The 24,967-nt window shown below is 52.5% G+C and carries 24 protein-coding genes, 1 tRNA gene and 2 other RNA genes; 12 read left to right on the top strand and 15 right to left on the bottom strand.

The genetic code is table 11. The features are described from left to right. Positions 1-160: 160 nt before the first annotated feature. From dppA to OGY19_RS02625, 8 genes are all read right to left on the bottom strand, one after another. Positions 161-1,768: a dipeptide ABC transporter periplasmic-binding protein DppA gene (dppA, locus tag OGY19_RS02660; RefSeq protein WP_048213650.1), complete on the bottom strand. Its 1,608-nt coding sequence runs from the start codon at positions 1,766-1,768 to the stop codon at positions 161-163. A gap of 360 nt (positions 1,769-2,128) precedes the next feature. Continuing rightward, positions 2,129-2,425 carry a hypothetical protein gene (locus OGY19_RS02655; protein ID WP_048213651.1) on the bottom strand — a complete coding sequence of 99 codons (297 nt, stop codon included), beginning with the start codon at positions 2,423-2,425 and terminating at the stop codon, positions 2,129-2,131. 86 nt (positions 2,426-2,511) lie between these two features. Next, a non-coding RNA gene (locus OGY19_RS02650) (RtT sRNA) lies at positions 2,512-2,644 on the bottom strand. A gap of 34 nt (positions 2,645-2,678) precedes the next feature. Then, positions 2,679-2,811, bottom strand: a non-coding RNA gene (locus OGY19_RS02645) — RtT sRNA. Positions 2,812-2,845: 34 nt separating this feature from the next. Then, a tRNA-Pro gene (locus tag OGY19_RS02640) sits at positions 2,846-2,922 on the bottom strand. A 90-nt stretch (positions 2,923-3,012) separates the two neighbouring features. Then, entirely contained in the window at positions 3,013-4,704 is a 1,692-nt protein-coding gene (eptB, locus tag OGY19_RS02635) for a kdo(2)-lipid A phosphoethanolamine 7''-transferase (RefSeq protein ID WP_048213652.1), read from the bottom strand. A 209-nt stretch (positions 4,705-4,913) separates the two neighbouring features. Beyond that, the gene (locus OGY19_RS02630) at positions 4,914-6,116 is read right to left on the bottom strand and encodes an L-lactate MFS transporter (protein ID WP_115601324.1); all 1,203 of its coding nucleotides are present in this window, start codon (positions 6,114-6,116) and stop codon (positions 4,914-4,916) included. A 251-nt stretch (positions 6,117-6,367) separates the two neighbouring features. Further along, positions 6,368-7,069, bottom strand: coding sequence for an autotransporter outer membrane beta-barrel domain-containing protein (locus tag OGY19_RS02625; RefSeq protein WP_048213654.1), 702 nt, complete (start codon positions 7,067-7,069; stop codon positions 6,368-6,370). Positions 7,070-7,228: 159 nt separating this feature from the next. Between OGY19_RS02625 and tag the strand changes: the two genes are divergently transcribed. Both tag and OGY19_RS02615 read left to right on the top strand, forming a co-directional pair. Then, positions 7,229-7,798, top strand: a complete 570-nt coding sequence (gene tag / locus OGY19_RS02620; RefSeq protein ID WP_061066787.1) for a DNA-3-methyladenine glycosylase I — start codon at positions 7,229-7,231, stop codon at positions 7,796-7,798. Beyond that, complete coding sequence (locus OGY19_RS02615) at positions 7,788-8,228, top strand: N-acetyltransferase (RefSeq protein ID WP_048213656.1); 441 nt, start codon at positions 7,788-7,790, stop codon at positions 8,226-8,228. The genes tag and OGY19_RS02615 overlap by 11 nt, the downstream gene beginning before the upstream one ends. Here OGY19_RS02615 and OGY19_RS02610 read toward each other — a convergent pair. Next, positions 8,197-10,530, bottom strand: a complete 2,334-nt coding sequence (locus tag OGY19_RS02610) for a molybdopterin guanine dinucleotide-containing S/N-oxide reductase (protein WP_286596219.1) — start codon at positions 10,528-10,530, stop codon at positions 8,197-8,199. The genes OGY19_RS02615 and OGY19_RS02610 overlap by 32 nt on opposite strands. A 159-nt stretch (positions 10,531-10,689) precedes the next feature. On the opposite strand from OGY19_RS02610, the gene OGY19_RS02605 reads away from it, so the two are divergent. The 6 genes from OGY19_RS02605 (at position 10,690) to ghrB (ending at position 16,650) form a co-directional block, all read left to right on the top strand. Continuing rightward, positions 10,690-11,352, top strand: coding sequence for an OmpA family lipoprotein (locus tag OGY19_RS02605; RefSeq protein WP_101742802.1), 663 nt, complete (start codon positions 10,690-10,692; stop codon positions 11,350-11,352). A 141-nt stretch (positions 11,353-11,493) separates the two neighbouring features. Further along, a complete protein-coding gene (locus OGY19_RS02600; protein ID WP_115601322.1) occupies positions 11,494-12,510 on the top strand; it encodes a LacI family DNA-binding transcriptional regulator in 1,017 nt (338 codons plus the stop codon). 100 nt (positions 12,511-12,610) lie between these two features. Next, a complete protein-coding gene (locus tag OGY19_RS02595) occupies positions 12,611-13,360 on the top strand; it encodes a sugar phosphate isomerase/epimerase family protein (RefSeq protein WP_115601321.1) in 750 nt (249 codons plus the stop codon). A 3-nt stretch (positions 13,361-13,363) separates the two neighbouring features. Then, the gene (locus OGY19_RS02590; protein ID WP_048213660.1) at positions 13,364-14,302 is read left to right on the top strand and encodes a sugar kinase; all 939 of its coding nucleotides are present in this window, start codon (positions 13,364-13,366) and stop codon (positions 14,300-14,302) included. Between the two features lie 70 nt (positions 14,303-14,372). Further along, the gene (locus OGY19_RS02585) at positions 14,373-15,653 is read left to right on the top strand and encodes an MFS transporter (RefSeq protein ID WP_040231622.1); all 1,281 of its coding nucleotides are present in this window, start codon (positions 14,373-14,375) and stop codon (positions 15,651-15,653) included. A gap of 22 nt (positions 15,654-15,675) precedes the next feature. After that, positions 15,676-16,650 (top strand): glyoxylate/hydroxypyruvate reductase GhrB, encoded by a 975-nt coding sequence (ghrB, locus tag OGY19_RS02580; protein WP_048213662.1) that lies wholly within the window; start codon positions 15,676-15,678, stop codon positions 16,648-16,650. A 61-nt stretch (positions 16,651-16,711) separates the two neighbouring features. Here ghrB and OGY19_RS02575 read toward each other — a convergent pair whose 3' ends face one another. Continuing rightward, on the bottom strand, positions 16,712-17,422 hold the full coding sequence (locus OGY19_RS02575; protein WP_048213663.1) for a DUF3053 domain-containing protein: 711 nt from the start codon (positions 17,420-17,422) through the stop codon (positions 16,712-16,714). 380 nt (positions 17,423-17,802) lie between these two features. Here OGY19_RS02575 and OGY19_RS02570 point away from each other — a divergent pair, with 380 nt between their 5' ends. From OGY19_RS02570 to cueP, 3 genes are all read left to right on the top strand, one after another. Then, positions 17,803-18,093, top strand: coding sequence for an HTH-type transcriptional regulator (locus OGY19_RS02570; RefSeq protein WP_048213664.1), 291 nt, complete (start codon positions 17,803-17,805; stop codon positions 18,091-18,093). A 278-nt stretch (positions 18,094-18,371) separates the two neighbouring features. Further along, entirely contained in the window at positions 18,372-18,584 is a 213-nt protein-coding gene (cspE, locus tag OGY19_RS02565; protein WP_000014594.1) for a transcription antiterminator/RNA stability regulator CspE, read from the top strand. 187 nt (positions 18,585-18,771) lie between these two features. Further along, positions 18,772-19,311, top strand: a complete 540-nt coding sequence (gene cueP / locus OGY19_RS02560; protein ID WP_115601320.1) for a copper-binding periplasmic metallochaperone CueP — start codon at positions 18,772-18,774, stop codon at positions 19,309-19,311. Between the two features lie 113 nt (positions 19,312-19,424). Here the strand turns inward: cueP and glyS are convergent, their stop codons facing one another. From glyS to OGY19_RS02545, 3 genes are all read right to left on the bottom strand, one after another. After that, positions 19,425-21,494: a glycine--tRNA ligase subunit beta gene (gene glyS / locus OGY19_RS02555; RefSeq protein ID WP_061066791.1), complete on the bottom strand. Its 2,070-nt coding sequence runs from the start codon at positions 21,492-21,494 to the stop codon at positions 19,425-19,427. A 9-nt stretch (positions 21,495-21,503) separates the two neighbouring features. Then, positions 21,504-22,415: a glycine--tRNA ligase subunit alpha gene (gene glyQ, locus OGY19_RS02550; protein ID WP_001168551.1), complete on the bottom strand. Its 912-nt coding sequence runs from the start codon at positions 22,413-22,415 to the stop codon at positions 21,504-21,506. Positions 22,416-22,510: 95 nt separating this feature from the next. Then, on the bottom strand, positions 22,511-22,819 hold the full coding sequence (locus tag OGY19_RS02545; protein WP_061066792.1) for a YsaB family lipoprotein: 309 nt from the start codon (positions 22,817-22,819) through the stop codon (positions 22,511-22,513). A gap of 171 nt (positions 22,820-22,990) precedes the next feature. On the opposite strand from OGY19_RS02545, the gene OGY19_RS02540 reads away from it, so the two are divergent. After that, positions 22,991-23,986, top strand: a complete 996-nt coding sequence (locus OGY19_RS02540) for an acyltransferase (RefSeq protein WP_115602371.1) — start codon at positions 22,991-22,993, stop codon at positions 23,984-23,986. A 41-nt stretch (positions 23,987-24,027) separates the two neighbouring features. Here OGY19_RS02540 and yiaA read toward each other — a convergent pair whose 3' ends face one another. Together yiaA and yiaB are read right to left on the bottom strand one after the other, a co-directional pair. Continuing rightward, positions 24,028-24,465 (bottom strand): inner membrane protein YiaA, encoded by a 438-nt coding sequence (gene yiaA, locus OGY19_RS02535; RefSeq protein ID WP_116360385.1) that lies wholly within the window; start codon positions 24,463-24,465, stop codon positions 24,028-24,030. Beyond that, a complete protein-coding gene (yiaB, locus tag OGY19_RS02530; RefSeq protein WP_115601318.1) occupies positions 24,466-24,834 on the bottom strand; it encodes an inner membrane protein YiaB in 369 nt (122 codons plus the stop codon). It lies immediately after the preceding gene. Positions 24,835-24,967 lie beyond the last annotated feature (133 nt).

Genomic DNA, 24,967 nt, shown 5'->3' with positions numbered 1-24,967 from the left:
GATTCTCTCTAATGACGCACGGCCTGGAACCGTGAGTCTGTATTGCTCACAAATCTTATCCCACGCAAACTGCATCGTGGGTAAAGCATTACGCCGGAGGGCGCTGCGCTTATCCGGCCTACACAATACCGGGGCGCAGCGCTTCCTTGATTGCTTTTAATTATTCGACAGAGACGTTTTCGAAGTGGTGTTTGCCTAATGGATCAACCACATAGCCTTTTACTTCTTTACGCACTGGTTCATACACGGTGGAGTGAGCAACAATCAGAGCCGGGGCCTGATCGTGCATAACAACCTGAGCTTGCTTGTACAGTTCAATACGTTTGTTGTGATCGTCGGTCGCACGCGCCGGTTGGATCAGGTCTTCAAACGGTTTGTAGCACCAGCGAGAGTAGTTAGAACCGTCTTTCGCTGCCGCACAGCTGAACAGGGTGGCGAAGAAGTTGTCCGGATCCCCGTTATCACCGGTCCAGCCCATCATCACCGCCTGATGTTCACCCGCTTTGGCGCGTTTCAGATACTCGCCCCACTCGTAGGTCACAATCTTGGCCTGAACGCCAATTTTCGCCCAGTCAGCCTGAACCATTTCCGCCATACGACGGGCGTTCGGGTTATATGGACGCTGTACCGGCATAGCCCACAGCTCAACGGTAAAGCCTTTGTCCTGACCGGCTTCCTTCAGCAGTGCTTTGGCTTTCTCAGGATCGTAGGTGTAATCTTTAATGTCGTCGTTATAGCCCCACATGGTCGGTGGGATCAGGTTTTTCGCGGCAACGCCAGCACCCTGATAAACCGCTTTAATGATCGCGTCTTTGTTGACCGCGTAGGTCAGCGCCTGACGGACTTTCACGTCATCAAACGGTTTCTTCTCGGTGTTGAAAGAGAGGTAGCCAACGTTCAGACCGGCCTGCTCCATCAGATTGATGTTTTTATCCTGCTTCATGCGCGCGATGTCTGCCGGGTTCGGGTACGGCATCACCTGGCACTCGTTCTTCTGCAACTTGGCATAACGCACGGAAGCGTCAGGCGTAATGGAGAAGACCAGACGGTCGATCTGCGGCTTAGTGCCCCAGTAACCTTCGAATGCTTTATACAGAATACGGGAGTCTTTCTGGTACTGCTGCAGCTGGAACGGACCGGTACCGATTGGGTTCAGATCCACTTTCTCCGGGGAACCGGCTTTCAGCATGTTGTCCGCATATTCTTTGGAAAGAATAGAAGCGAAGTCCATCGCCAGGTCAGCCAGGAACGGTGCTTCCGGGCGAGTCAGCACGAACTGAACGGTTTTATCATCCACCTTTTTCACTTCGGAGATCAGATCCGGCAGGCCCATCCCTTCGAAGTATTCATAGCTGCCGCCAGAAACTTTGTGGTACGGGTTCTGGGCATTTTTCTGACGATCGAAAGAGAACACCACGTCATCGGCGTTGAAATCGCGCGTCGGTTTGAAATCTTTGTTGTCCTGCCACTTCACGCCAGGGCGAAGGTGGAAGGTATAGGTTTTACCGTCTTCGCTGATTTCCCACTTCTCAGCAAGTCCCGGGATCACTTCAGTTGTGCCGGTTTTGAACTCGACCAGGCGGTTATAGATCGGCACGGAGCTGGCATCATAGGTGGTACCAGAGGTGAAAAGCTGCGGGTTAAAGCCTTCAGGAGATCCTTCTGAACAATAAACCAGAGTTTTAGCCTGTACGCTTGCTGCGACGGTCATAGCCACCAGGCTCAGACCAAGCTTCAGCATCCCTGACTTCTTCAAGGAAATACTCATTCTTCTGCTCCAAATGTGATGTTTGTTGTTTTACCCTTTGCAGTGGGTTTGCACCGCCTGGCCTTTTTTGTTTTTTACCCGGCCGGGTCGGCGTTAAGAGGATGGGGATTCCGTTCACATAAGCGACTGAGTTGCAGCGCGGATTCTCCATGAAATGCCCCTCATGCCCTACAATCTGTCAACAGAATGTGAAAACGTCAATACAGGTAACCGCGATTTACACCAACGGTGAGAATTGGCAAACAAAGATTAAAAAAAGTGCAGGCGGGTATTTTCAGCAGGGAAATTTGTGCTACGCGCACTATGCCAGAATAAATATCTTCATATTCAGAAACATTTGGTGATTAACATTTATGCAAATTATGAAAATTTTCTCAACACATGCTGCATATCTGAGCGATTAATACCATGAACGTTAAAACGCACAGCGGAAAATGCTGGGTTCAGCCATAAGTAACGCAAAAAAAGATTCAAGCAAATATAAAAAAAGGCAATGGAATATGTCACAGAATCGTTAACAGTCAGTGGGAAGTGGTGCACAATTTTTGCAGATAAAATGAAGGTCAAAGGTGGGGTTGGAATAACACCATACACGCCGGGATGAAACTGAGCCTGTAGGCCGGATAAGGCGTCTGCGCCGCCATCCGGCAATGCCAAAATGCTGCAATGTTTTGCCTGATGGCGCTGCGCTTATCAGGCCTACAAAGCAAAAAAACCCTGCTCGCTGAGCAGGGTTTTGAATTTGGTCGGTGATAGAGGATTACTCGCCACTGCGTGGCTCGCCCTACGGGCCGTTGCTGACGCAACGTTCTCTCGCTCCGCTCGAGTCGAACCTCTTGCCCCCGGAGGTTCTCATCCTCGTGGATTCCGGAAAGCAAAAAGCCCGCTCAAAGAGCGGGCTTTTCTAATTTGGTCGGTGATAGAGGATTACTCGCCACTGCGTGGCTCGCCCTGCGGGCCGTTGCTGACGCAACGTTCTCTCGCTACGCTCGAGTCGAACCTCTTACCCCCGGAGGTTCTCATCCTCGTGGATTCCGGAAAGCAAAAAGCCCGCTCAAAGAGCGGGCTTTTCTAATTTGGTCGGTGATAGAGGATTCGAACCTCCGACCCCTTCGTCCCGAACGAAGTGCGCTACCAGGCTGCGCCAATCACCGAATGCGGGGCGCATCTTACTGCTCAGCTGCGCGCCCGTCAATCCCTTAGTATCAAAATGCCATTCGATCGGCGAGAAAGTCAGCAGCCCATTACTGGGTTACAATCTTCTTGTCGTCCGGGACATGACACCAGTTGTTATTCTCATTTATACCGCCGTTTGGCGAGGTATATCCAAGGCAACCGAGAATGGTGTCGTACAGTTCAACATGGCGACGCGGAATCTTCATATCAGCCTCCTGCTTAAGGTGGGCGAAGGCTTTCGCATGATCGGGGTCTTCCAGATACTTATCAGACATCCACACCATCATAGGAACGCGGAACTGCTCTGGCGGTGCCATTTTACGTGGCGTACCGTGCAGATGCTCACGCTCGTTGATCGACTCACCGTGATCGGCAGCATAGAACACAATCGCTTTCTTATCGCGCAGCTGGTCAAACACTTTGGTGATAAAGTGGTCAACATAGGTTACCGAGTTATCAAATGAGTTAATCATCTGCGCTTTCGAACAACCGCTATCAACATTGACACACTCCGGCTTCCACTGGGCGTACTCACGGGTATAGCGCTGCGTGTAGTTAAAGTGCGAGCCTTTGGTATGCAGGATAATCAGGTGTTTACCATTATCGTCCGGTTTGATTGATTGCTGCATCTCAGAGATCAGCAGCATATCGTCAACCGTTTTGCCACGGTTACGCGGCTCAGCGCCAATCTGCTCACGATATGCGATGTTCTCCGCCATCGTGTTGCTGTAAAACCACATCTCACTTTGCATCGCGTAGAGATCGGTATTAAAACCTAGCTGGCTGAGTACGGAAAAGACGTTTTGTTCTTTCAGCGTACGCTGCGGGTTATCGCTCGCCCCACCTTCACGAACAAACATACAGCGTAGCGAAAGTTTGGTTGCCGTATCACACGAATATCCGCGGAACGCGGCCAGGTTTTTTTCCTGAGCCAGCCTTGGCGTAGTATTTCTCTCGTAGCCAAAAATGCCCATATGATCCCAGCGGGTCGTTTCGCCGATAATAAACACGACGTAGGTATCATCAATATTCTTGGGGGCGACGTAGGTAAATTTCTTCGCCGGATTCATCAACGAATTGTTATCTGAAGATTCATCCACCTGCGCCCAGGCATACAGACCCAGCGCGGACAGCCAGTTTGAAGGCAAATATGAATTTGCCACTACGCCACCGTAGCTGGGCAAATCAATACCCGTTTCCCGTTCAACTGATTTCTGCTGTATTCCAAGTAAACGAATCGGCGCCCACACCATCAAGCCAGCCAACAGAACAACGGCCACACTACGCCATCTCATACCTGGCGTACGTATTTGTTTTAGCAGGGTATAGCGGCAACGGTTACTCCAGATAAGCAGCAGCGGCAAAATGCTGACCGACACCAGCCACACGATAAAATGCCAGCCCACGACTTCCTTTGATAAATCAATATCGGTTGTCATGACCGAGGCAATAATGCCGTAGCCAATGACCACATTCAGGAAGGTCATGTAATAGCTGGCACCAGCGGAACACAGCACCACCAAGGTAGCCAGTACGCGCCAGGCCCGCCGACCAAACAGAGACAGAAGACGAAGTAAAAAGAAGGTAACCAGCACGGTGCCGGCCAATTCAACAACCGCAGAGATTCCTTTCAACGCGGTAAATTCCTGCACATAGCTGCCGAAGCGGCGATAAAAAACTGCGCAGTTCATAAACAGACCGATATAGATCGCAAGCAAGAAGCTAAGCTTTTGCTGCGTCATCGATTTAATGTATCTCATGCAAAAAAACCCTGGGAATCGGGATAAAAACACCCTGTGAAGTGGTCAATCGACCAAACAGGGGAAAATGCGACAACAGCAGAGATGAAATGTCTACGGGCGCGGCTAAGTAGACCACAGGAGGGGAGAAAAGTGCTTATGGTGAATGCAAACGGCGCATATATTTTTGTAAATATATGCGCCGGGTATTAATCAGACCGCTAATAGATTCAGGCGTGAGCCTCAGTAAATACGCTACGTTGCGGCTGGCGAATGGTGGTAGAAAGCGCCAGCGAGATGATTAACAGCGCAAAGATAACGCAGAAGGTGACATAGAACCCACCAAACAGTGAAGCGATAATCGAACCACAAATACTGCCGATACCAAAGCCAAGATAGATAACACCGTAGTTTTTCGCCAGGTTATTCAGGCCGAAGAACTCACTCACCAGTGACGGGAAGACCGTAATGGTGCCACCGAAGTTGAAGGCAACACAGGCAATGGCTGCGAAGAATGTCACTTCATTCAGCGGGGCAAAAAGCAGCGCCGCCATGCCCACCAGCGAAACAACCTGACCAATGGTGATAACGCGAATACGGGAAATTTTGTCGGACAGAATACCCAGAACCAGACGACCTGACAGGTTCGCGATAGAAATAACGGTTACCGCATTCGCCGCTGTTGCCACATCCATTTTTGCCAGGCTTTGGGCGATATCTTTCGCGACACCAATCACGTAAAGCCCGCTCATGCACGCCGTCAGGAACATCACTGCCAGCATCCAGTACTGTGGTTTACGCATGGATTGTGCCAGCGTGTAGTCATTCTCTACCACGCCATTTACGGCTTTAACTTCCTGGTTTGGCGCATCTTTCATCAGCGTGGAGCCAAAGACAATCATCACCAGTACGATCGCGCCCCAAATCATAAAGGTCTTTTCCAGACCCACAGCGCTCAGCAGTTGGCTGTCGATAAATTTAAAACCAAGGCTACCCAGGCCGTAAGAACCGATCGCAAAGGCGGAAATCAGCCCTTTACGCTCAGGGAACCATTTTACACAGTTGGACAGGGTTAACAGGTAGCCTGCGCCATCCGCCAGACCAACCAGTACACCGGCACTCAGCCACAGCATAATCAGGCTGTCAGAATGCGCGGTTAAGAAGAAGCCCACACCCAGTAAGATACCCGATGCCATGGTGACGCGTTTCACACCGAAACGTTCCTGAAGCTTCCCGGCGACGGAAGAAGAGATCGCCAGACCCAGACTCAGCAAACCAAAGGAAAATGCAACCTGACTCACCGGCGCATCAAGCTTAGAAGAGAGCGCACCGTTAAACAGGCTCCAGGTATAAACAGAACCTAATGCAAATTGGGTAATGATGGTGCCGATCAGTGTCAGCCACCGGGTACGCTGATAATCAGAAGTTTTCATGGCAGTCTTCCTGCATAAACAAAATGGGAAATTCTCTGCCGACAACCATACCGAAGTGCTTTTATGACCAGGAGAAAACGGCATGAAATGCCATCAGGACGGAATGAAATGCCTGGATTGCGGAATGAATGACGAGACAAAAAGTCGGGTTACTGAATTTTATTGCCGGAGTTAGTGCACGCTATCGCTGGAATGCGTGTGATTATTGATCCCGATATGTAACGTAGATGTTTTATCCCGGCTTTCTTTCGTTAAAATTTAGCGCTCACTCCCATGGTGTACAGATAATCGCTGTTATTCGTACTATTTTCTGCCTGAGAAAGTGCCGCATAGGCAGCCATATGCTGATTCAGCAGCATATCTGCACCGACAGTGACATCGACCCAGTTACCATCCTGACTCGCCGCCGCCATACGATTGAGACCCGATTGCGCCTTCCAGATATTCTCGCCAAACTGCTGGTTATAGCTGATTTGCGCCCATGACCGTACATCGCCAAACTGCGAGTCGACCCGCCAGCCCAGGGTACTGACGCTGGCATGCCACATCGGATCGGTCAGCGTTAGCGAAGTCACACTGTCGCCAAATTCGTTGTAGGTAGAGGTGGCTGAACCATCATAATGCAGGGCTGCGACGGGTCCCGTCGTCACCTTACGGGAAAGGGGAAAATTCCAGCCCACGCTCATACCGCTGGTCGCATCCAGAGCCGTTTGGTCCGCCAGATTCACCACCGGCCCCGCCACGTTCTGGGTGGAGCGAATGCGCTCTTCCAGAATGTCGTTATAACGTGGTTGGTGATCGCTGTCCCATGTATAGCGTTCCGACGTATGACCGGACAGCGCATCAACGATATATTCTTGTTGCCAGCCATATGCCGTATTGGCAAACAGCGCACAGACGATGACGTTCGCCAGAGTTAACCTCTGACGACCACTACTGTTTCTTATAATCATCAACGCGACTCCAGAAAAGAGCCGAATACGGCGATATTATTGTCATTGTTTAAAGGATATCGGGCACATGAGGCCCTGTATTAAATATTGTCTTTTTAGCGGGCGCGTCAAGGCGGGCCGAATGAAATTTTTACGCCAGTAAAAACAGCGAGGAAGAGTATGCAACGTTGCGGCTGGGTCAGTCAGGATCCACTATACATTGCCTATCATGACAAGGAATGGGGCGTCCCGGAAACCGATGGTAAAAAGCTGTTCGAAATGATCTGCCTTGAAGGCCAGCAGGCTGGGCTGTCGTGGATAACGGTGCTGAAAAAACGGGAAAACTATCGCCAGGCATTTCACCACTTCGATCCTGCCACCGTTGCGGCGATGACCGAAGAGGATGTAGAAAGGCTGGTACTGGATGCCGGTATTATCCGCCATCGGGGAAAGATTCAGGCCATTATCGGCAACGCCCGCGCATGGCTGGCAATGGAGCAAAACGGTGAGCCGTTTAGCGAGTTCGTCTGGTCATTCGTCGATAACCAACCGCAGTTAACCCGTGCCGCCAGTCTGAGCGATATCCCTACTTCAACGCCCGCCTCTGACGCACTTTCTAAAGCGTTAAAAAAACGTGGATTTAAGTTTGTTGGCACCACTATCTGTTACTCCTTTATGCAGGCATGCGGTCTGGTCAACGACCATGTCACCGGCTGCATCTGTTACCCAGGAGAACAACATGATTCGTGAATCCAACGCTGACGATCTGGCACCAATTCTGGCACTGTGGATGGAAAGCACCATTTTTGCCCATCCTTTTATCGAAGAACGCTACTGGCGCGAGAGTGAGCCTATCGTACGTGATGTCTACCTGCCCGCTGCGCAAACCTGGGTGTGGGAAGAAAACGGTGTGCTCAAAGGTTTTGCCAGCGTGATGGAAGAGCGCTTTTTAGGCGCGCTGTTTGTCGCGCCTGCCGCCATCAGAAGCGGTATCGGTAAAGCGCTGGTGCAACATGTGCAGCAGCGCTTTTCGTTGCTCAGCCTGGAGGTCTACCAGAAGAACCAATCAGCGGTAAACTTCTACCACGCACTGGGCTTTCGCATTGAAGACAGCGCATGGCAGGAAGAGACTCACCATCCAACCTGGATTATGGGCTGGCAGGCGGATCAAACGCGGTAAGTGTCAGCGTGGGCCCACTGTACTTCTCCAGCCACGCCAGCGCAGTATTGCCCGCACAGCCGTTCCCCAGCTTCGAGCTGGGGAGATCTTTGGTCAGCACGTTGACAGCACCATTTTTACAAATCCCGTCGGCGGCCGGGTCCAAATCAGGCCAGGCCCCCTCATGAATACAAATCACGCCAGGTTTGATCCCTGTCGTCACGACAGCACCCGCCAGGATATGCCCGCGGTGGTTCCACACTCTGACCGTATCGCCATCGGTAATCCCCCGCGCTTGCGCATCCTGCGGATGAATTGTTACCGGCTCCCGATCCGCCACCGCATACTGTTCGCGTAACGCACTGTAGTTGAGCTGGCTGTGCAAACGGTGAGCCGGATGGGCGGAGAGCACCTGCAGTTGGTCGGGTTCGGCATTGCCGAACCACTCATCCGGCTCCAGCCACATCGGGTGTCCTGCACAATCCGCATAGCCGTAACCTGCAATTTTTGCAGAATAGATTTCAATTTTTCCACTGTCCGTTTTCAGCGGATGCGCCTGTGGATCACGGCGAAAATCAGCAAAACGGATGAACTGCGCATTGGCGGCGTTTTCCGGCATTTCGATCAGTGCATTCTTTTGCCAGAACTCAGCGAATGGCGGCAGTGTAACCTGCTGGCTGGCACCACGCTGCGCGGCAATGTCGTAAAAAGTTTCCAGCCACGCCAGCTCGCTTTTACCTTCGGTGAATCGCTCGTAACCGCCCTGTTCCCAGCGCTCGCTAAGCTCGGCAAAAACATCAAAATCGTTGCGTGCTTCAGCCTGTGGCGGCACGACCTGCTTCATCGGCACCAGATGCTGGTTGCTGTAGTCTCCGGTCATGGTCAAATCGTTACGTTCAAAAGAGGTTGTCGCAGGTAACACAATATCGGCATGCTTCGCCGCAGCGGTCCAGAAACACTCAGAGATAACCACCAACTCCGGTTTTTGCCAGGCGCGAATCAGACGGTTGGTATCCTGGTGATGCGTGAAGTTGGCGCCGCCCGCCCACCACAACATGCGGATGTCCGGGAAATGCCGATCCATACCGTTATGCTGATAGAAACCGCCGGGGTTTTCCAGCGCCTCAACGATACGCGCCACCGGGATTTTATCCACCGCGTCGGTACCGCCTTTGAGGCTCCCTTGCATCGAAGCCAGTACCGCTGCACGACGTGTCGGGTTCCCGCCGTTGGCAAAATGGTACGACAGCCCAAAGCCACCGCCGGGCGTGCCAATTTGACCGAGCATGGCGGCCAGCGTGACGATCATCCAGTGTTTTTGCTCGCCATACTGCTGACGCTGCATCCCCCAGCCGGCCATCAGCATGGTGGTATTTTGGTGAAATATTGCCGCAAGTTCGCGTATTTTCGCTGCCGGAATACCACAAATTTCAGCAGCCCATTCTGCCGTTTTCGCTATCCCATCGGATTCACCCAGTAGGTAGTCGGCGAACGAATCATATCCGGTTGTACAACGGGCGAGAAAATCCTCGTCGTGCCAGTCGTTTTCCACCAGCGTATGCGCGATACCCAGCATCAACGCTACATCGGTTCCCATATGCGGGGCGATCCATTCCATTTTGTCGCCAAAGAACGCCACACTTTCCGATCGCATTGGATCGATGCAGATCAATCGCTTACCGCTATCGCGCAGCGCTTCAAAGTAAGCAATACCCTGTTCGTCAGAAGCATTCCAGGCAATTTTCAGTGTATTCAGTGGATTAGCGCTCCACAGCACCACCACATCGCTATGCTCCAGCACCATCGGCCAACTGGTCTGCTGCTGGTAAACTTCGTTGCCCCCCACCACATACGGCATGATGGCCTGTGCAGCCCCCGTCGAATAATCCCCCAGGTGTCCGGTATACCCCCCTGCCAGCGCCATATAACGCTGTAGCAGGGTCGCCGCTTTGTGTAACACGCCATTAGATCGCCAGCCGTAGGAACCGGCAAAAATCGAGGCCGGACCGTAGCTGTCACGGATACGTTTATGCTGCGTATGGATAAGATTCAGCGCGTCGTCCCAACTAACGCGAACAAATTCATCCTGCCCACGCACGCCTTGCGGATTCTCCGGCGAGGCAAGGAATCCTTTACGCACCATGGGAAAACGTACCCGCGTTTTACTGTGAACCTGGTCGCGCACCACGGTTTGCAAAGAGTTGGGATGGGAAGTGGGCAGCGCGCCACGCGAGGAGAAAACCGTCTCACCATCGGTGTCGACGAGAATTGGTCCCCAGTGGGCGGCGGTTAACACCGAGTAATGTGCGGGTGAATTAGCCAAGATGGCGCTCCTGAATGCGATGTGACGGCTTATTTATTATGCCGTTCAATGTTACTTACAAATTTCAGAGTCTTCCCTGGAATTTTCTTCATGTTCACACGTCATAATCAACCGCCACGGTCGCTGTGGCAAAGAAGAAAAAGTCATTAAGGAATTAAGATGAAGAAACGTGTTTTTGTTATTGCTGCCATCGTGAGCGGCGCCCTGGCGGTTTCTGGCTGCACAACAAACCCTTACACCGGCGAACGCGAAGCGGGTAAATCCGGCATTGGCGCGGGTATTGGCTCTCTGGTCGGCGCGGGCATTGGCGCACTCTCTTCTTCGAAGAAAGATCGCGGCAAAGGCGCGTTGATTGGTGCAGCGGCAGGTGCGGCTGTGGGTGGCGGTATCGGTTATTACATGGACGTGCAGGAAGCCAAACTGCGCGAAAAAATGCAGGGAACGGGCGTCAGCGTGACGCGTAGTGGCGATAACATCATTCTGAATATGCCGAATAACGTCACCTTCGACAGCAGCAGCGCCAACCTGAAACCTGCTGGTGCCAACACCCTGACCGGCGTGGCAATGGTACTGAAAGAGTACAATAAAACAGCCGTCAACGTGCTGGGCTTCACCGACAGCACGGGCAGCCAGGATTTGAACATGCGTCTGTCACAGCAGCGTGCCGACTCCGTCGCCAGTGCATTGATTACCCAGGGCGTAGCAGCGAACCGCATTCGCACTCAGGGTATGGGTCCGGCGAACCCCATCGCCAGCAACAGCACGGCGGAAGGTAAAGCGCAGAACCGTCGCGTAGAGATTACGTTGAGTCCTGTGCAGTAATCGTTGAGCCGGGTGGCGGCTTCGCCTTACCCGGCCTACGTTCGACATGTAGGCCCGGTAAGCGCAGCGCCACCGGGCAAATTACTTGCTTCGTCAGATTTTCCCGCTAAGGTATTCACACGAAATTCAGGGAAATCAGCGATGAGCAAATCAACACGGGCAACTATCAGCGATGTGGCAAAGGCCGCAAAAACCGGCAAGACCAGCATTTCACGCTACCTCAACGGTGAAAAGCATCTGCTATCCGACGCGCTGTTAGCCCGCATTGAAAAAGCCATTGCCGAACTCGACTACCGTCCCAGCCTGATGGCAAGAGGCCTGAAGCATGGGCGTACCCGCCTGATTGGCCTGATCATCGCCGATATTACCAATCCCTACTCCGTCAACGTGTTAAGCGGCATTGAAGCCGCCTGTCGCGATAAAGGCTTTACTCCACTGGTGTGCAACACCAACAACGAAGTGGATCAGGAACTGCATTATCTCGACCTGCTGCGCAGCTACCAGGTCGAAGGGATTGTGGTCAACGCCGTCGGGATGCGCGAAGAGGGGCTGAACCGCCTGCAACAGTCTGCGCTGCCGATGGTGCTGATTGACCGTAAAATTCCCGATTTCGCCTGTGATATGGTCGGGCTGGATAACACTCAGGCGGCAACAGTTGCCACGGAACATCTGGTCGAACAAGGTTTTGAAGCCATCTTGTTCCTCAGCGAACCGCTGGGCATGGTGAATACCCGCCGCGAGCGCCTGAGCGCTTTTCGCGCCACCCTCGCACAGTACCCCGGCGTTATCGCGCAAAATGCCGAAGTCCCGCTCACGGACAATACGCAACTCGATGACACCCTGCGCCAGTTCCACCAGCAGCACCGGGGAATGCGCAAAGCCGTTATCTCAGCTAATGGCGCTCTCACACTGCAGGTTGCCCGCGCCCTGAAACGCATTGGCCTTAACTGGGGCAGCGATATCGGCCTGCTCGGTTTTGACGAACTGGAATGGGCCGAACTGGCGGGCGTTGGTATTACCACGTTGAAACAACCTACCTGGCAGATTGGCTATACCGCCGTTGAGCAGGTTGTACGCAGGATCGATGGCGGCTCTGCTGCCATTCAGGAACAGGTCTTCTCCGGCGAATTGATCGTTCGCGGCTCTACCGCCCGCTAAATTTCCTTCGTGATGGTGATCATAAATTCAACATCACAGCCTTTTCTTTGGAACCGGTTCCATCTAGCGTTATAGAAAGAACGCTAGTTTTGGAGTTTCCATGAAAAGAAAAATTATGGTGGTCACTGCCGCTTACGGCTACGACCAGGTACGCGCCGCAGGTGGGCAAACCGCCCTGCTGCCTATCATTGCCGAAGCCGGTGCTGACGGGGTTGAAATCCGTCGCGAGATGCTGACCGACGCCGAGCTGCAAACGCTGTCTACGGTGGCCTCTGCTATTGAAATTTTCGGTCTGCTGGCCTGTTACTCAGCACCTGAGCCGTTGTTCCTTGAGGACGGTAGCCTCAATCCCCAACTTCCTGCGCTACTTGAAGAAGCACAGGCCCTGCAGGCGCTGTGGCTAAAAGTCTCCCTCGGCCATTTCTCCCATACCGAACAGTTCAACGTGTTACGCGAATGGCTGGACAATAGCGGGATGGAGCTGGTTGTCGAAAACGATCAAACTTCCTGTGGGCGCCTGCAACCAATGAAGCGCTTTAATGATGCCTGCCAGACGCAAAATCTGCCGATATCTCTGACCTTCGATATGGGCAACTGGCTGTGGGTAGGCGACGTTCCGGAAGAGGCTGCACAGCAGTTGGGCTCAAGCGTTGGATACATCCATGTGAAAGCCGCCACATCACATCGCGACAGTTACCGTGCCGTGCCGCCTGATCACGCGGAACCACGCTGGCTGGCGCTGTTGGACACGTTGCCCGCAGATGTTCCACGCGGCATTGAGTTTCCCCTGGAAGGGCAGGATTTGGCGGCGGTTACCCGTCACTACGTCGCTCTGTTACGCAAGGAGTAACACATGAAAAATTCACTGGATGTGGTCACTATTGGTGAAGCGATGGCGATGTTTGTCGCCACGCAAACCGGTGATTTGGCGGACGTGGAGCAGTTTATTAAACGCGTTGCAGGCGCTGAACTTAATGTCGCAACCGGACTTGCTCGCCTGGGTCTGAACGTAGGCTGGGTAAGCCGCGTGGGTAACGACAGTTTTGGCCGTTTTATTATTAAGTCGCTGGAGAAAGAAGGGATTAATGCGCAGGGAGTTACTCTGGACGGGCGCTACGCTACCGGCTTTCAGCTTAAATCTAAGGTCGAAAATGGAACCGATCCCATTGTGGAATATTTCCGCAAAGGTTCTGCTGCCAGCCATCTCAGCGTTGAGGATTATCACGATGGGTATTTCTCCAGCGCACGCCACCTGCACCTGAGCGGCGTTGCAGCTGCGCTGTCTGCCAGTTCATATGAACTACTGGCGCACACCGCCCGCACGCTAAAAACACAAGGGAAGACCATCTCGTTCGATCCGAATTTACGCCCAGTGCTGTGGAAAAGCGAAGGCGAGATGGTGGAAAAACTCAACCGACTGGCATTCCAGGCTGACTGGGTACTGCCGGGGTTAAAAGAGGGCATGATTTTAACCGGTCAGCAGACACCAGAAGCCATTGCCGACTTTTATCTGCGCCATGGCGTGAAGGCCGTGATTATCAAAACCGGGGCTGATGGGGCCTGGTACAAAGCAGCGAGCGGCGAGCAAGGCTGCGTCGCACCGGTGAAAGTCGACAATGTGGTCGATACCGTCGGTGCGGGTGATGGCTTTGCCGTCGGCGTTATCAGCGCCCTGCTGGAAGGGCGCTCGCTGCATCAGGCGGTGACCCGGGGCAATAAAATTGGCGCTCTGGCCATTCAGGTCCAGGGCGACAGCGAAGGATTACCCACACGTGAACAATTAGGGGAATAAATTCCCGGCCAACTCTGTCTCTGTACCCTACATTCAGAGGCGGCGTATCAGCATAACCAGAGGGCAGTCTATGAATAGCTCAACCAATGCAGCAAAACGCTGGTGGTACATCATGCCAATCGTGTTTATCACGTACAGCCTGGCGTACCTTGATCGCGCGAACTTCAGCTTCGCTTCCGCAGCCGGCATCAACGAGGATCTCGGTATTACCAAAGGGATCTCTTCCCTGCTGGGGGCTCTGTTTTTTCTTGGCTATTTCTTCTTCCAGATCCCAGGCGCAATTTACGCCGAACGCCGCAGCGTACGTAAACTGATTTTTATCTGCCTGATTCTGTGGGGCGCCTGCGCGTCACTGACCGGGATGGTCAGCAACATTCCAATGCTTGCCGCCATCCGATTTATTCTTGGCGTCGTTGAAGCCGCGGTCATGCCCGCAATGCTGATTTATATCAGTAACTGGTTTACGAAGTCCGAGCGTTCGCGTGCTAATACCTTCCTGATCCTCGGTAACCCCGTCACCGTCCTATGGATGTCCGTCGTGTCCGGATACCTGATTCAGGCGCTGGGCTGGCGTGAAATGTTCATCATTGAAGGTTTTCCGGCCATCATCTGGGCGTTCTGCTGGTGGGTACTGGTAAAAGATAAACCGTCGCAGGTAGGCTGGTTGTCAGAATCCGAAAAAGCCGCGCTGCAGGCCCAGTTAGAAAAAGAACAGCAGGGTATCAAAGCCGTGCGTAACTACGGCGAAGCGTTCCGTTCACGTAACGTTATTCTGCTGTGCATGCAGTACTTTGCCTGGAGTATTGGCGTCTACGGTTTTGTTCTGTGGTTGCCGTCAATTATCCGCAGCGGCGGTGCCAACCTGGGTATGGTAGAGGTCGGCTGGCTTTCGTCCGTTCCGTATCTGGCCGCAACGGCGGCGATGATCCTGGTTTCATGGGCTTCCGATAAACTGCAAAACCGTAAGCTGTTTGTCTGGCCACTGCTGCTGATTGCCGCTTTCGCCTTTATTGGCTCCTGGGCCGTTGGCGCAGACCATTTCTGGATTTCTTACACACTGCTGGTTATCGCCGGTGCGGCCATGTACGCTCCTTATGGCCCCTTCTTCGCCATCATTCCTGAGATGTTGCCGCGCAACGTCGCTGGGGGAGCAATGGCATTAATCAACAGCATGGGCGCATTAGGCTCATTCTTTGGTTCCTGGTTTGTCGGCTACCTCAATGGCACCACCGGCAGCCCGTCCGCCTCATACATTTTTATGGGGGTAGCGCTTTTTGTCTCAGTATGGCTAACTCTGATCGTTAAGCCTGCTAATAATCAACAGCTACCTATTGGCGCACGCCACGCTTAAATTTTAACTTACGGAGATTCGCATGAAGCCGTCCATTATTCTCTATAAAGCGTTACCTGACGATTTACTGCATCGCCTGGAAGAGCATTTTACTGTCACTCAGGTGCCTAACCTGCGTTCAGAAACCGTAGCACAGCACGCCGAAGCCTTTGCCAGCGCGGAAGGCCTGCTGGGCTCCAGTGAAGCCGTCAATACCGCCCTGCTGGAGAAAATGCCGAAACTGCGCGCGACCTCCACCATTTCCGTAGGCTATGACAACTTCGATGTCGATGCCCTTAACGCACGTAAGGTGCTGCTGATGCACACGCCAACGGTGCTGACAGAAACCGTGGCAGACACGGTAATGGCGCTGGTGTTAAGCACCGCTCGCCGCGTGGTGGAAGTCGCCGAGCGCGTGAAGGCAGGCGAATGGACAAAAAGCATCGGAGCCGACTGGTTTGGTACCGATGTTCACCACAAGACGCTGGGCATTGTCGGCATGGGACGCATTGGGCTGGCGCTGGCGCAACGCGCGCATTTCGGCTTTAGCATGCCGATTCTCTACAACGCGCGTCGTCACCATCAGGAAGCGGAAGAACGTTTCAACGCGCGCTACTGCGACCTGGATACGCTGCTGCAGGAAGCGGATTTTGTTTGCCTGATTCTGCCGTTAACGGACGAAACCCACCATCTGTTCAGTACCGAACAGTTTGCCAAAATGAAGTCTTCTGCCATTTTCATTAACGCTGGGCGTGGCCCGGTGGTGGATGAAAACGCACTGATCGCCGCACTGCAAAGCGGGGAGATCCATGCCGCGGGCCTGGATGTGTTTGAACAAGAGCCGTTGCCGTCAGACTCACCGCTGCTGTCGTTGCCGAATGTGGTGGCGGTACCGCATATTGGTTCAGCCACGCATGAAACGCGCTATAACATGGCGGCTTGTGCTGTGGATAACTTAATTGACGCACTGCAGGGGAAAGTTGAGAAGAACTGCGTGAATCCGCAAGTGGCCAAATAACACAAAAGGCCGGGTAGCATTGATGCTCACCCGGCCTTTAATGTGTCTTACCGTTCGACGATTACTGCGCGGCATTCACCGCAGCAGTCCATGCCTGATTAAATGCCTGATGCTGCGCCGCCAGCGGGCCAATCAGCGTATTGTACTGACTGGCCTGTTGTGAGGTTGGGAACTGGATGCCGTTGGCGACAAAGCTCACCTGCGTATCCTGCTGCGCGATAAAATCGCCTACCTGCACCAACTGCTGCGTGAAAACTTGCGCGGCTGGGATCAGCGGCTGTAACGCCTCTGCCGGTGCGGTCACGACTTTGCTGTAAACCTGATCAAAGACAGGTTTCAGGTCATCACCCTGCTTCAGCGCGCCATGGGCAGCATCTGCCTGTAGCTTCGCATTCTGCAACTGTTGTCCTAACACACCCAGCGCGCCATTTGCCTGACGCAGCGGTTCACGCTGAGTCATATAATCCTGAGGAACACGGATTGCATTTACGCTATCAACAACCGGGCGCAGACCGGAGTCCATTGCCTGATTAACCTGCTGTGAATAGCCATAAAGAATCGCGTAATCGGACACAAACGGGCCAAACTGTTTTTTCTGATCGGCAGTCAGCGTCGGTAAACGCTCTCCGCTACGCATTGCAGTATTCTGCAGAAAATCGATAAACGCTTTGCGTTGATCGCCTTCTTTATCAAAACACCCACTCAGGCCAACTACCATTAAGAGCGCCAAAACAGGCGCAAACCAGCGAGAGCAGGACTTACCTGTCGCCATTTTAATACTCCTTTCACCCAAAAATGCGCACAACGACACCCGCGTGCCTGACGTTGACAAGGATAGTCCAGGTCAGCCCCGCAAGATACCCTTTCCGCGTAATCTTGTGGGGGAAAATAACGGTTTCCGCCGCCCTGTGTTTTGCTCAACAATGCTCCCTTCACATAGCGGCACTCTATTTTAGTCATCTTTACAATTGGAATGGTTCGATCGGAGATCCCGACCTTTATCAGTTCGTTAGCCAACTAAAGGTTGTCACCCGCGATTCGCTGAAACGAATCCACAACGCATACCTTAAATTCGCCTTCATTTTTTCCGACTACGCTTAATGAGCTTCGATGAAATTCACGATCCCGCTGTGTGATTTATAGGAGTTCTCAATGGAATACAAAGATCCTATGTTTGAACTGCTAAGCAGTCTGGAGCAGATTGTTTTTAAAGATGTATCGCAGACGGTTACCCAGACGCAAAAAACCAACCCTTTCGCTGAATTTGAACAACTACGACGAGGGACAGGTTTAAAAACAGATGATTTCGCCCGGGTGATGGGCGTAACGGTCGCGATGGTTCATGAATGGGAGTCTAAACGAGTGAAGCCATCCAGTACCGAATTGAAGTTGATGCGCCTGATTCAGGCAGACCCACGATTAAGTAAGCAGTTGATGGATTAAGTTATTTTCAAGTTTGACATAAGAGCGGTCCTGCAGAAGGGCCGTTCCTCCACTGCCAATATCCGCAAAAAAGAAAATAGTAGTTGCATCCACCTGCGTAAAATGAGTTAATGCCCTCAACGGTTTGACGTACAGACCATTACAGCAGTTAGTAAGGCAAGTCCCTTCAAGAGTTATCGTTGATACCCTCGTAGTGAGCATTTCCTTTACTGTTAAAAAATCTGTAAAGCACGCCATATCGCCGAAAGGCACACTTATTTTTTAAAAGGTAATACACTATGTCCGGTAAAATGACTGGTATCGTAAAATGGTTCAACGCTGACAAAGGCTTCGGCTTCATCACTCCTGACGATGGCTCTAAAGACGTGTTCGTACACTTCTCTGCTATCCAGAACGATGGCTACAAATCTCTGGACGAAGGTCAGAAAGTTTCCTTCACCATCGAAAGCGGCGCTAAAGGCCCGGCAGCTGGCAACGTAACCAGCCTGTAAGCTTAAAAAGCTCAAAATTCTGAATCCCTGCCCAACGGCGGGGATTTTTTTTATCTGTACTTCGAAAAACGCCTCGCCCACACGCGTCTTTGCATTACTTTACCCGCCGCCCCTTTGACCTTTCCCTAAGGGCAAGCTTTATAGTGAGCCAGTCTGTATTCCACAACGTTCACAAGGAATTGAAGCTATGTCGAAATCCTCATTGCTGCTGGTTTTAGGTTTACTCACCACCGGTAGCGCGTTCGCCGCAACCCCTGAAGCCACTTTTTTGGCGGAACACGGGCTCAGCGGGAAATCCGTCGAGCAAATCGTCGAGGCCATTGACCAGTCTCCCCAGAGCCGCCCACTGCCCTACTCGGCATCCGTCACCAGTACCGAACTGAAGCTCTCTTCGGGCGATCAGATCTATACCCTGCCGCTCGGTGACAAGTTCTATCTGTCATTTGCCCCTTATGAATGGCAAACACATCCTTGCTTCAACCACAGCCTTTCTGGCTGCCAGGGCGAAATGCCGGAGAAGACATTCAATGTCAAAGTGACGGATAACAAGGGTGATGTAGTGCTACAAAAAGAGATGAAGAGCGGTCGAAATGGCTTCGTCGGGGTTTGGCTACCGCGCAATATGGCAGGCACCATCGCAGTAAGTTACAACGGCAAAACGGCGGAATATCCCATTAAAACCATGGAAGACAGCCAGACCTGTCTGACTAAATTGCAGCTGCGCTAACAACATAAAAAAATGCCGGATGGCGCAATGCTTATCCGGCCTACTGGTGTTTATCTCGTAGACCGGATAAGGCGAAGCTGCCATCCGGCATTTTCTAAGTCAGCTCAGGACCGTTACTGCAGCAGCGAAATATCCGCCACGCGCAGGAACAGTTCACGCAGTTTTTCGAGCATAGACAGACGGTTAATACGCAGATCTTTATCTTCCACGTTAACCATCACTTTCTCGAAGAACGCATCGACCGGTTCACGTAGCGCAGATAGCTCAACCAGCGCTTCCTGGTAATGACCGGCAGCGAAGACAGGCTCCAGCTTATCGCGCAGCACCACAACCTGCATCGCCAGCGCAATTTCTTCCGGCTCTTTCAGCGTTGCCGCATTCACACGGTCATTCAGCGTTTCTTCAGACTTCGCCAGAATATTTGATACGCGCTTGTTCGCGGCAGCCAGTGCAGAAGCAGCTTCCAGCGTACGGAAGTGTGAAACCGCCTTCATACGTGCGTCGAAATCAGCCGGACGAGTCGGACGACGCGCCAGCACGGCCTGAATGGTATCGACGGTGTAACCTTCGTCCTGATACCAGGCGCGGAAGCGACCAAGCATAAAGTCGATAACGTCATCAACCACTTTCGCGTTGGTCAGCTTATCGCCATACAGACGAACAGCCTCTTCCGTCAGCGTTTGCAGATCCAGATTCAGGTTCTTCTCAACGATGATACGCAGCACGCCCAGCGCAGCACGACGCAGCGCAAACGGGTCTTTGTCGCCTTTCGGATGCTGACCAATACCGAAGATACCCGCCAGGGTGTCCATCTTGTCAGCAATCGCCACGGCACAAGCCACCGGGTTAGACGGCAGGTCATCACCGGCAAAGCGCGGCTGATACTGCTCGTTCAGCGCCACAGCAACATCTTCCGCTTCGCCATCGTGACGCGCGTAGTGCATACCCATCACGCCCTGGGTGTCGGTGAACTCGAAGACCATGTTGGTCATCAGGTCGCACTTGGACAGCAGGCCAGCACGCGTTGCGTGGTTAACGTCAGCGCCAATTTGACCAGCAATCCAGCCCGCCAGCGCCTGGATACGGTCAGTCTTATCGCGCAGCGTACCCAGCTGCTGTTGGAACAGCACGGTTTGCAGACGCGGCAGATGATCTTCCAGTCGTTTTTTACGGTCGGTATTGAAGAAGAATTCGGCATCCGCCAGACGCGGACGAACCACCTTCTCGTTACCGGAGATAATCTGGGTCGGATCTTTCGATTCGATGTTGGCCACGAAGATAAAGTTCGGCAGCAATTTGCCGTCGTTCGCGTAAACCGGGAAGTACTTCTGGTCACCTTTCATGGTGTGTACCAGCGCTTCAGACGGAACCGCGAGGAATTTCTCTTCGAACTTCGCGGTCAGCACGACCGGCCATTCTACCAGCGAGGTGACCTCTTCCAGCAGGCTTTCGCTCAGGTCAGCGTTGCCGCCAATCTTACGCGCCGCTTCTTCAGCATCGGCTTTGATTTTCGCTTTACGCTCGGCGTAATCGGCAATCACCTTGCCGCGCTCACGCAGGATTTCCGGGTACTGATCGGCAGTATCAATAGTAAATTCAGGCTCGCCCATAAAACGATGACCGCGGATCACGCGATCGGAGTGAATTCCCAGAATCGTTGCCGGAATGACTTTGTCGCCCAGCAGCAGGGTCACGGTGTGAACCGGACGCACGAAGTGAACGTCAGACGCGCCCCAGCGCATCAGTTTCGGGATCGGCAGCTTCGCCAGCGAAGTGGCGATCATGTTCGGCAGCAGCGTTTCAGCGCTTTCGCCTTTCACATGCGCGCGATACAGCAGCCACTCGCCTTTGTCGGTGGTCAGACGCTCAGCCTGATCAACCGTGATACCGCAACCGCGCGCCCAACCTTCTGCCGCTTTACTCGGTTTACCTTCAGCATCAAACGCCTGGGCAATGGCCGGCCCGCGTTTCTCAACTTCACGATCGGGTTGAGATTCTGCCAGGGCAGCGACTTTCAGCGCCAGACGACGTGGAGCGGCAAACCACTCAACATTGCCGTGCGCGAGGCCAGCGTTGTCCAGTTCCGCGGTAACGTTCGCAGCAAAGGACTCAGCCAGGCTGCGCAGTGCTTTTGGTGGCAGCTCTTCAGTGCCGATTTCCACCAGAAAAGTTTTCTCAGACATGGCCGCCTCTTATTTGTCTTTGTTGCACATCGGGAAGCCAAGGGCTTCACGGGAAGCGTAGTAAGCTTCTGCCACTGCTTTGGTCAGGGTGCGAATGCGCAGGATGTAGCGCTGACGCTCGGTGACGGAGATGGCTTTACGCGCATCCAGCAGGTTGAAGCTATGGGCGGCTTTCAGAATACGTTCATACGCAGGCAGCGGCAGCGGGTTTTCCAGCGCCAGCAGCTGCTGCGCTTCTTTCTCGTACTGCTCGAAGCAGGTGAACAGGAAGTCCACATCGGCGTATTCGAAGTTGTAGGTGGATTGCTCCACTTCGTTCTGATGGAACACGTCGCCGTAGGTTGTTTTGCCCAGCGGACCGTCGCTCCAGACCAGGTCGTAAACGCTGTCTACGCCCTGAATGTACATGGCCAGACGTTCCAGACCGTAGGTGATTTCCCCGGTAACTGGCTTACATTCCAGACCACCAACCTGCTGGAAGTAGGTGAACTGCGTGACTTCCATGCCGTTCAGCCACACTTCCCAACCCAGACCCCAGGCGCCCAGTGTTGGGTTTTCCCAGTTATCTTCCACGAAACGGATATCGTGAATGGTCGGGTCCATACCCAGCTCTTTCAGAGAACCCAGGTACAATTCCTGAATATTGTCCGGTGACGGCTTAATCACCACCTGGAACTGATAGTAGTGCTGTAAGCGGTTCGGGTTTTCGCCATAGCGCCCGTCGGTCGGACGACGAGAAGGCTGCACATAAGCAGTCGCCATCGGTTCCGGCCCCAGTGCACGCAGGCAGGTCATTGGGTGAGATGTCCCCGCGCCGACTTCCATGTCCAATGGTTGAACGATGGTGCAGCCCTGGCGAGCCCAGTAATCCTGTAAGGTCAGGATCAAGCCCTGGAAGGTCCTGGTATCAAACTTTTGCATATTATTTCGTGCTGGATACGTGTGGATTTAAAGGAAGCGATCAGTATACCCGCTGGCTGCAAGATATACAGTACGAAACGGGAAAAAGGGGGAACTTAGCGCATGGAAAGGTGCAAAAACTGCCCGTCTGCGTCAAATGAGCAGACAAAACTCTCTTTGCGGAAGGTAGAACCGCGCATCTCATAGCTACCCTGAAATTGCTCAAGACCGGTGATAGCAATTTTCTGGGCACCCGTATTATAAAGCTCCGATGCTTCACTTTTGCACAATGACTCCATATCCAGCGAACGCGTGGCAGTAATTTTGCCCTTTTGCGCTTTCTGCACGGGTGTTGACGATTGTGGATCGGCGCATCCCACCAGCAGCAGCGTGAGGATTGCGGGAAAGAAATACTTCATCATCATTTTATTACCGCCTGGTTTGCTGGTCAGTCTTATTATTAGTGTCTGGGAACGGATCCTATTGTGAGAATCTCCCCAGGCCATCACAAGCTTTAGCGTAATAACTCGGATTAATCCAGTGAGCGATGTTCGCAAATACTGGTCAGACTTTTTTTAATGAAAACAGAGGAACTGATGCAGCCCAAAATTTACTGGATTGATAATCTGCGCGGGATCGCCTGTTTAATGGTTGTGATGATTCACACCACGACCTGGTACATCACCAATGCGCAAAGCGTCAGCCCGGTAAATTGGGATCTGGCCAACGTGCTCAATTCCGCCTCTCGCGTCAGCGTCCCGCTGTTTTTTATGATCTCGGGTTATCTCTTTTTCGGCGAACGCAGCGCCAAACCGCGCCATTTCACGCGCATCGCGCTCTGCATTCTGTTTTACAGTAGCGTGGCGCTGGCCTACATCCTGCTGTTTACCTCGATCAACGCTGAGCTGTCGCTGAATAACCTGCTGCAAAAGCCGGTGTTCTACCACCTATGGTTTTTCTTCGCTATTGCCGTTATCTACCTGGTATCCCCGCTTATTCAGGTGAAAAATGTCAGCGGAAAAATGCTGCTGGCATTGATGGTGGTGATAGGCGTGATTGCCAATCCCAATACCGTCTCGCAAAAAATTGGCGGCTTTGAGTGGCTTCCCATCAACCTGTACATCAGCGGCGATACGTTCTACTACATTCTATACGGCATGCTGGGCCGGGCAATTGGTATGATGGAGACACAAAAGCGCTCACTCACCTGGCTCTGCTCAGCGTTGTGTATCGTCGCCGTGTTTGTTATTTCCCGCGGGACACTGCATGAGCTCCAGTGGCGAGGCAATTTTGCCGATACCTGGTATCTCTACTGCGGACCAGCGGTATTTATCTGTGCCGCCTCACTTCTGACGCTGGTCAAAAATACGCTCAGCACGCGCACTTTGCCGGTACTGGGCCTTATTTCCCGCCACTCATTGGGCATCTATGGCTTTCATGCGCTGATCATTCACGCGCTGCGCACCAACGGCATAGAACTCAAGAACTGGCCGCCGCTGGATATATTGTGGATTTTTAGCGCCACGCTGGCAGGAAGTTTACTGTTGTCCATATTGTTGCAGCGCATCGATACGCGCAGGCTGGTAAGTTAAAATGAAAAACCCCCGCTCGTTACCGAACGGGGGGCTACCGATTATTCCGTAAACTCTTCTGCAATCGCCACAGTTTCTTTTGAACGTTCAAAACCACCATCGCGAATGTTTTTCTGCACGGCAACTGCGCCAAACAGACTCAAAAAGAAAGCCAGACCGTAAAACCCTTTCTCACTAAGTAACAGGGTGGCGTTCCACAAACCAACAACCAGTAATGCTACCGCGATAACAAACGCGGCCAGGCAGGTTACATAGTAAATCGGCGTCGTAGGGATACCTTCATATTTATCCCGTACCGTCTTTTGATACGACGCAGCAGAAAACAAACCAAGCACCAACACAGCAAAGTAATAGCCCTTTTCATTCAACTGCATATCCGCATTCCACAGCCCCAGCAGATACGTCGCAATGCCGCCGAAAAGCGCTATCCATGACACAATGCTAAATGCGGGAGAATACGTTGAAGTTCTGTTATCCATTCAGAGTTCCTGTCCTTTAGGTGTATTTTCTGATGAGCGCAACAATAAAATTTGCCCCCATAAACAAATAAAGAATGCCGCCGGGTACAGCGCCTTTTCAATGGGCGCTAATGGAGCGTTCCACACACCCACCAGTAGCAATCCTATCGTGATGAGTGCCACCATCTGACACACAGAGGCGAAGCGTTCGTCGCTCTGATTGAGATTTTCACCACGCTGATAAACATATGTCACAAACATTCCCGCCATCAGCACGCCGAAAAAATAGCCTTTGCCACTCAATAACGGGCATGCTAGCCAAAAGCCAATAACGTAAATCAGCGCGCCAAAGAGGAATAATATCCAGGGCAACAGCCTTGTCGTCTTCATTGGGATCTCCTTATCCATCATGGATACAATATGAATAACCCGCTAAAGACAACACAGAAAAATGCCACTACGCCGGACTTTCAGAATAAATTCATGCACGCCAATTATTTATTAGATTGAAATATATATTTGA

It is taken from the genome of Citrobacter sp. Cy070 (assembly GCF_030332245.1).
GTDB lineage: Bacteria > Pseudomonadota > Gammaproteobacteria > Enterobacterales > Enterobacteriaceae > Citrobacter > Citrobacter youngae.
The sequence above is the reverse complement of the archived record's forward strand: the minus strand, read 5'-3'. Positions and strand labels throughout refer to the sequence as shown.

Coding starts and splice junctions, on each gene's coding strand:
- cueP (WP_115601320.1), top strand. CDS start 18,772: ATGTCGAAATCCTCATTGCTGCTGGTTTTAGGTTTACTCACCACCGGT.
- OGY19_RS02570 (WP_048213664.1), top strand. CDS start 17,803: ATGGAATACAAAGATCCTATGTTTGAACTGCTAAGCAGTCTGGAGCAG.
- eptB (WP_048213652.1), bottom strand. CDS start 4,704: ATGAGATACATTAAATCGATGACGCAGCAAAAGCTTAGCTTCTTGCTT.
- OGY19_RS02575 (WP_048213663.1), bottom strand. CDS start 17,422: ATGGCGACAGGTAAGTCCTGCTCTCGCTGGTTTGCGCCTGTTTTGGCG.
- dppA (WP_048213650.1), bottom strand. CDS start 1,768: ATGAGTATTTCCTTGAAGAAGTCAGGGATGCTGAAGCTTGGTCTGAGC.
- OGY19_RS02625 (WP_048213654.1), bottom strand. CDS start 7,069: ATGATTATAAGAAACAGTAGTGGTCGTCAGAGGTTAACTCTGGCGAAC.
- OGY19_RS02615 (WP_048213656.1), top strand. CDS start 7,788: ATGATTCGTGAATCCAACGCTGACGATCTGGCACCAATTCTGGCACTG.
- OGY19_RS02540 (WP_115602371.1), top strand. CDS start 22,991: ATGCAGCCCAAAATTTACTGGATTGATAATCTGCGCGGGATCGCCTGT.
- OGY19_RS02595 (WP_115601321.1), top strand. CDS start 12,611: ATGAAAAGAAAAATTATGGTGGTCACTGCCGCTTACGGCTACGACCAG.
- glyQ (WP_001168551.1), bottom strand. CDS start 22,415: ATGCAAAAGTTTGATACCAGGACCTTCCAGGGCTTGATCCTGACCTTA.
- tag (WP_061066787.1), top strand. CDS start 7,229: ATGCAACGTTGCGGCTGGGTCAGTCAGGATCCACTATACATTGCCTAT.
- OGY19_RS02545 (WP_061066792.1), bottom strand. CDS start 22,819: ATGATGATGAAGTATTTCTTTCCCGCAATCCTCACGCTGCTGCTGGTG.
- yiaA (WP_116360385.1), bottom strand. CDS start 24,465: ATGGATAACAGAACTTCAACGTATTCTCCCGCATTTAGCATTGTGTCA.
- glyS (WP_061066791.1), bottom strand. CDS start 21,494: ATGTCTGAGAAAACTTTTCTGGTGGAAATCGGCACTGAAGAGCTGCCA.
- OGY19_RS02600 (WP_115601322.1), top strand. CDS start 11,494: ATGAGCAAATCAACACGGGCAACTATCAGCGATGTGGCAAAGGCCGCA.
- OGY19_RS02630 (WP_115601324.1), bottom strand. CDS start 6,116: ATGAAAACTTCTGATTATCAGCGTACCCGGTGGCTGACACTGATCGGC.
- OGY19_RS02590 (WP_048213660.1), top strand. CDS start 13,364: ATGAAAAATTCACTGGATGTGGTCACTATTGGTGAAGCGATGGCGATG.
- OGY19_RS02605 (WP_101742802.1), top strand. CDS start 10,690: ATGAAGAAACGTGTTTTTGTTATTGCTGCCATCGTGAGCGGCGCCCTG.
- cspE (WP_000014594.1), top strand. CDS start 18,372: ATGTCCGGTAAAATGACTGGTATCGTAAAATGGTTCAACGCTGACAAA.
- yiaB (WP_115601318.1), bottom strand. CDS start 24,834: ATGAAGACGACAAGGCTGTTGCCCTGGATATTATTCCTCTTTGGCGCG.
- ghrB (WP_048213662.1), top strand. CDS start 15,676: ATGAAGCCGTCCATTATTCTCTATAAAGCGTTACCTGACGATTTACTG.
- OGY19_RS02585 (WP_040231622.1), top strand. CDS start 14,373: ATGAATAGCTCAACCAATGCAGCAAAACGCTGGTGGTACATCATGCCA.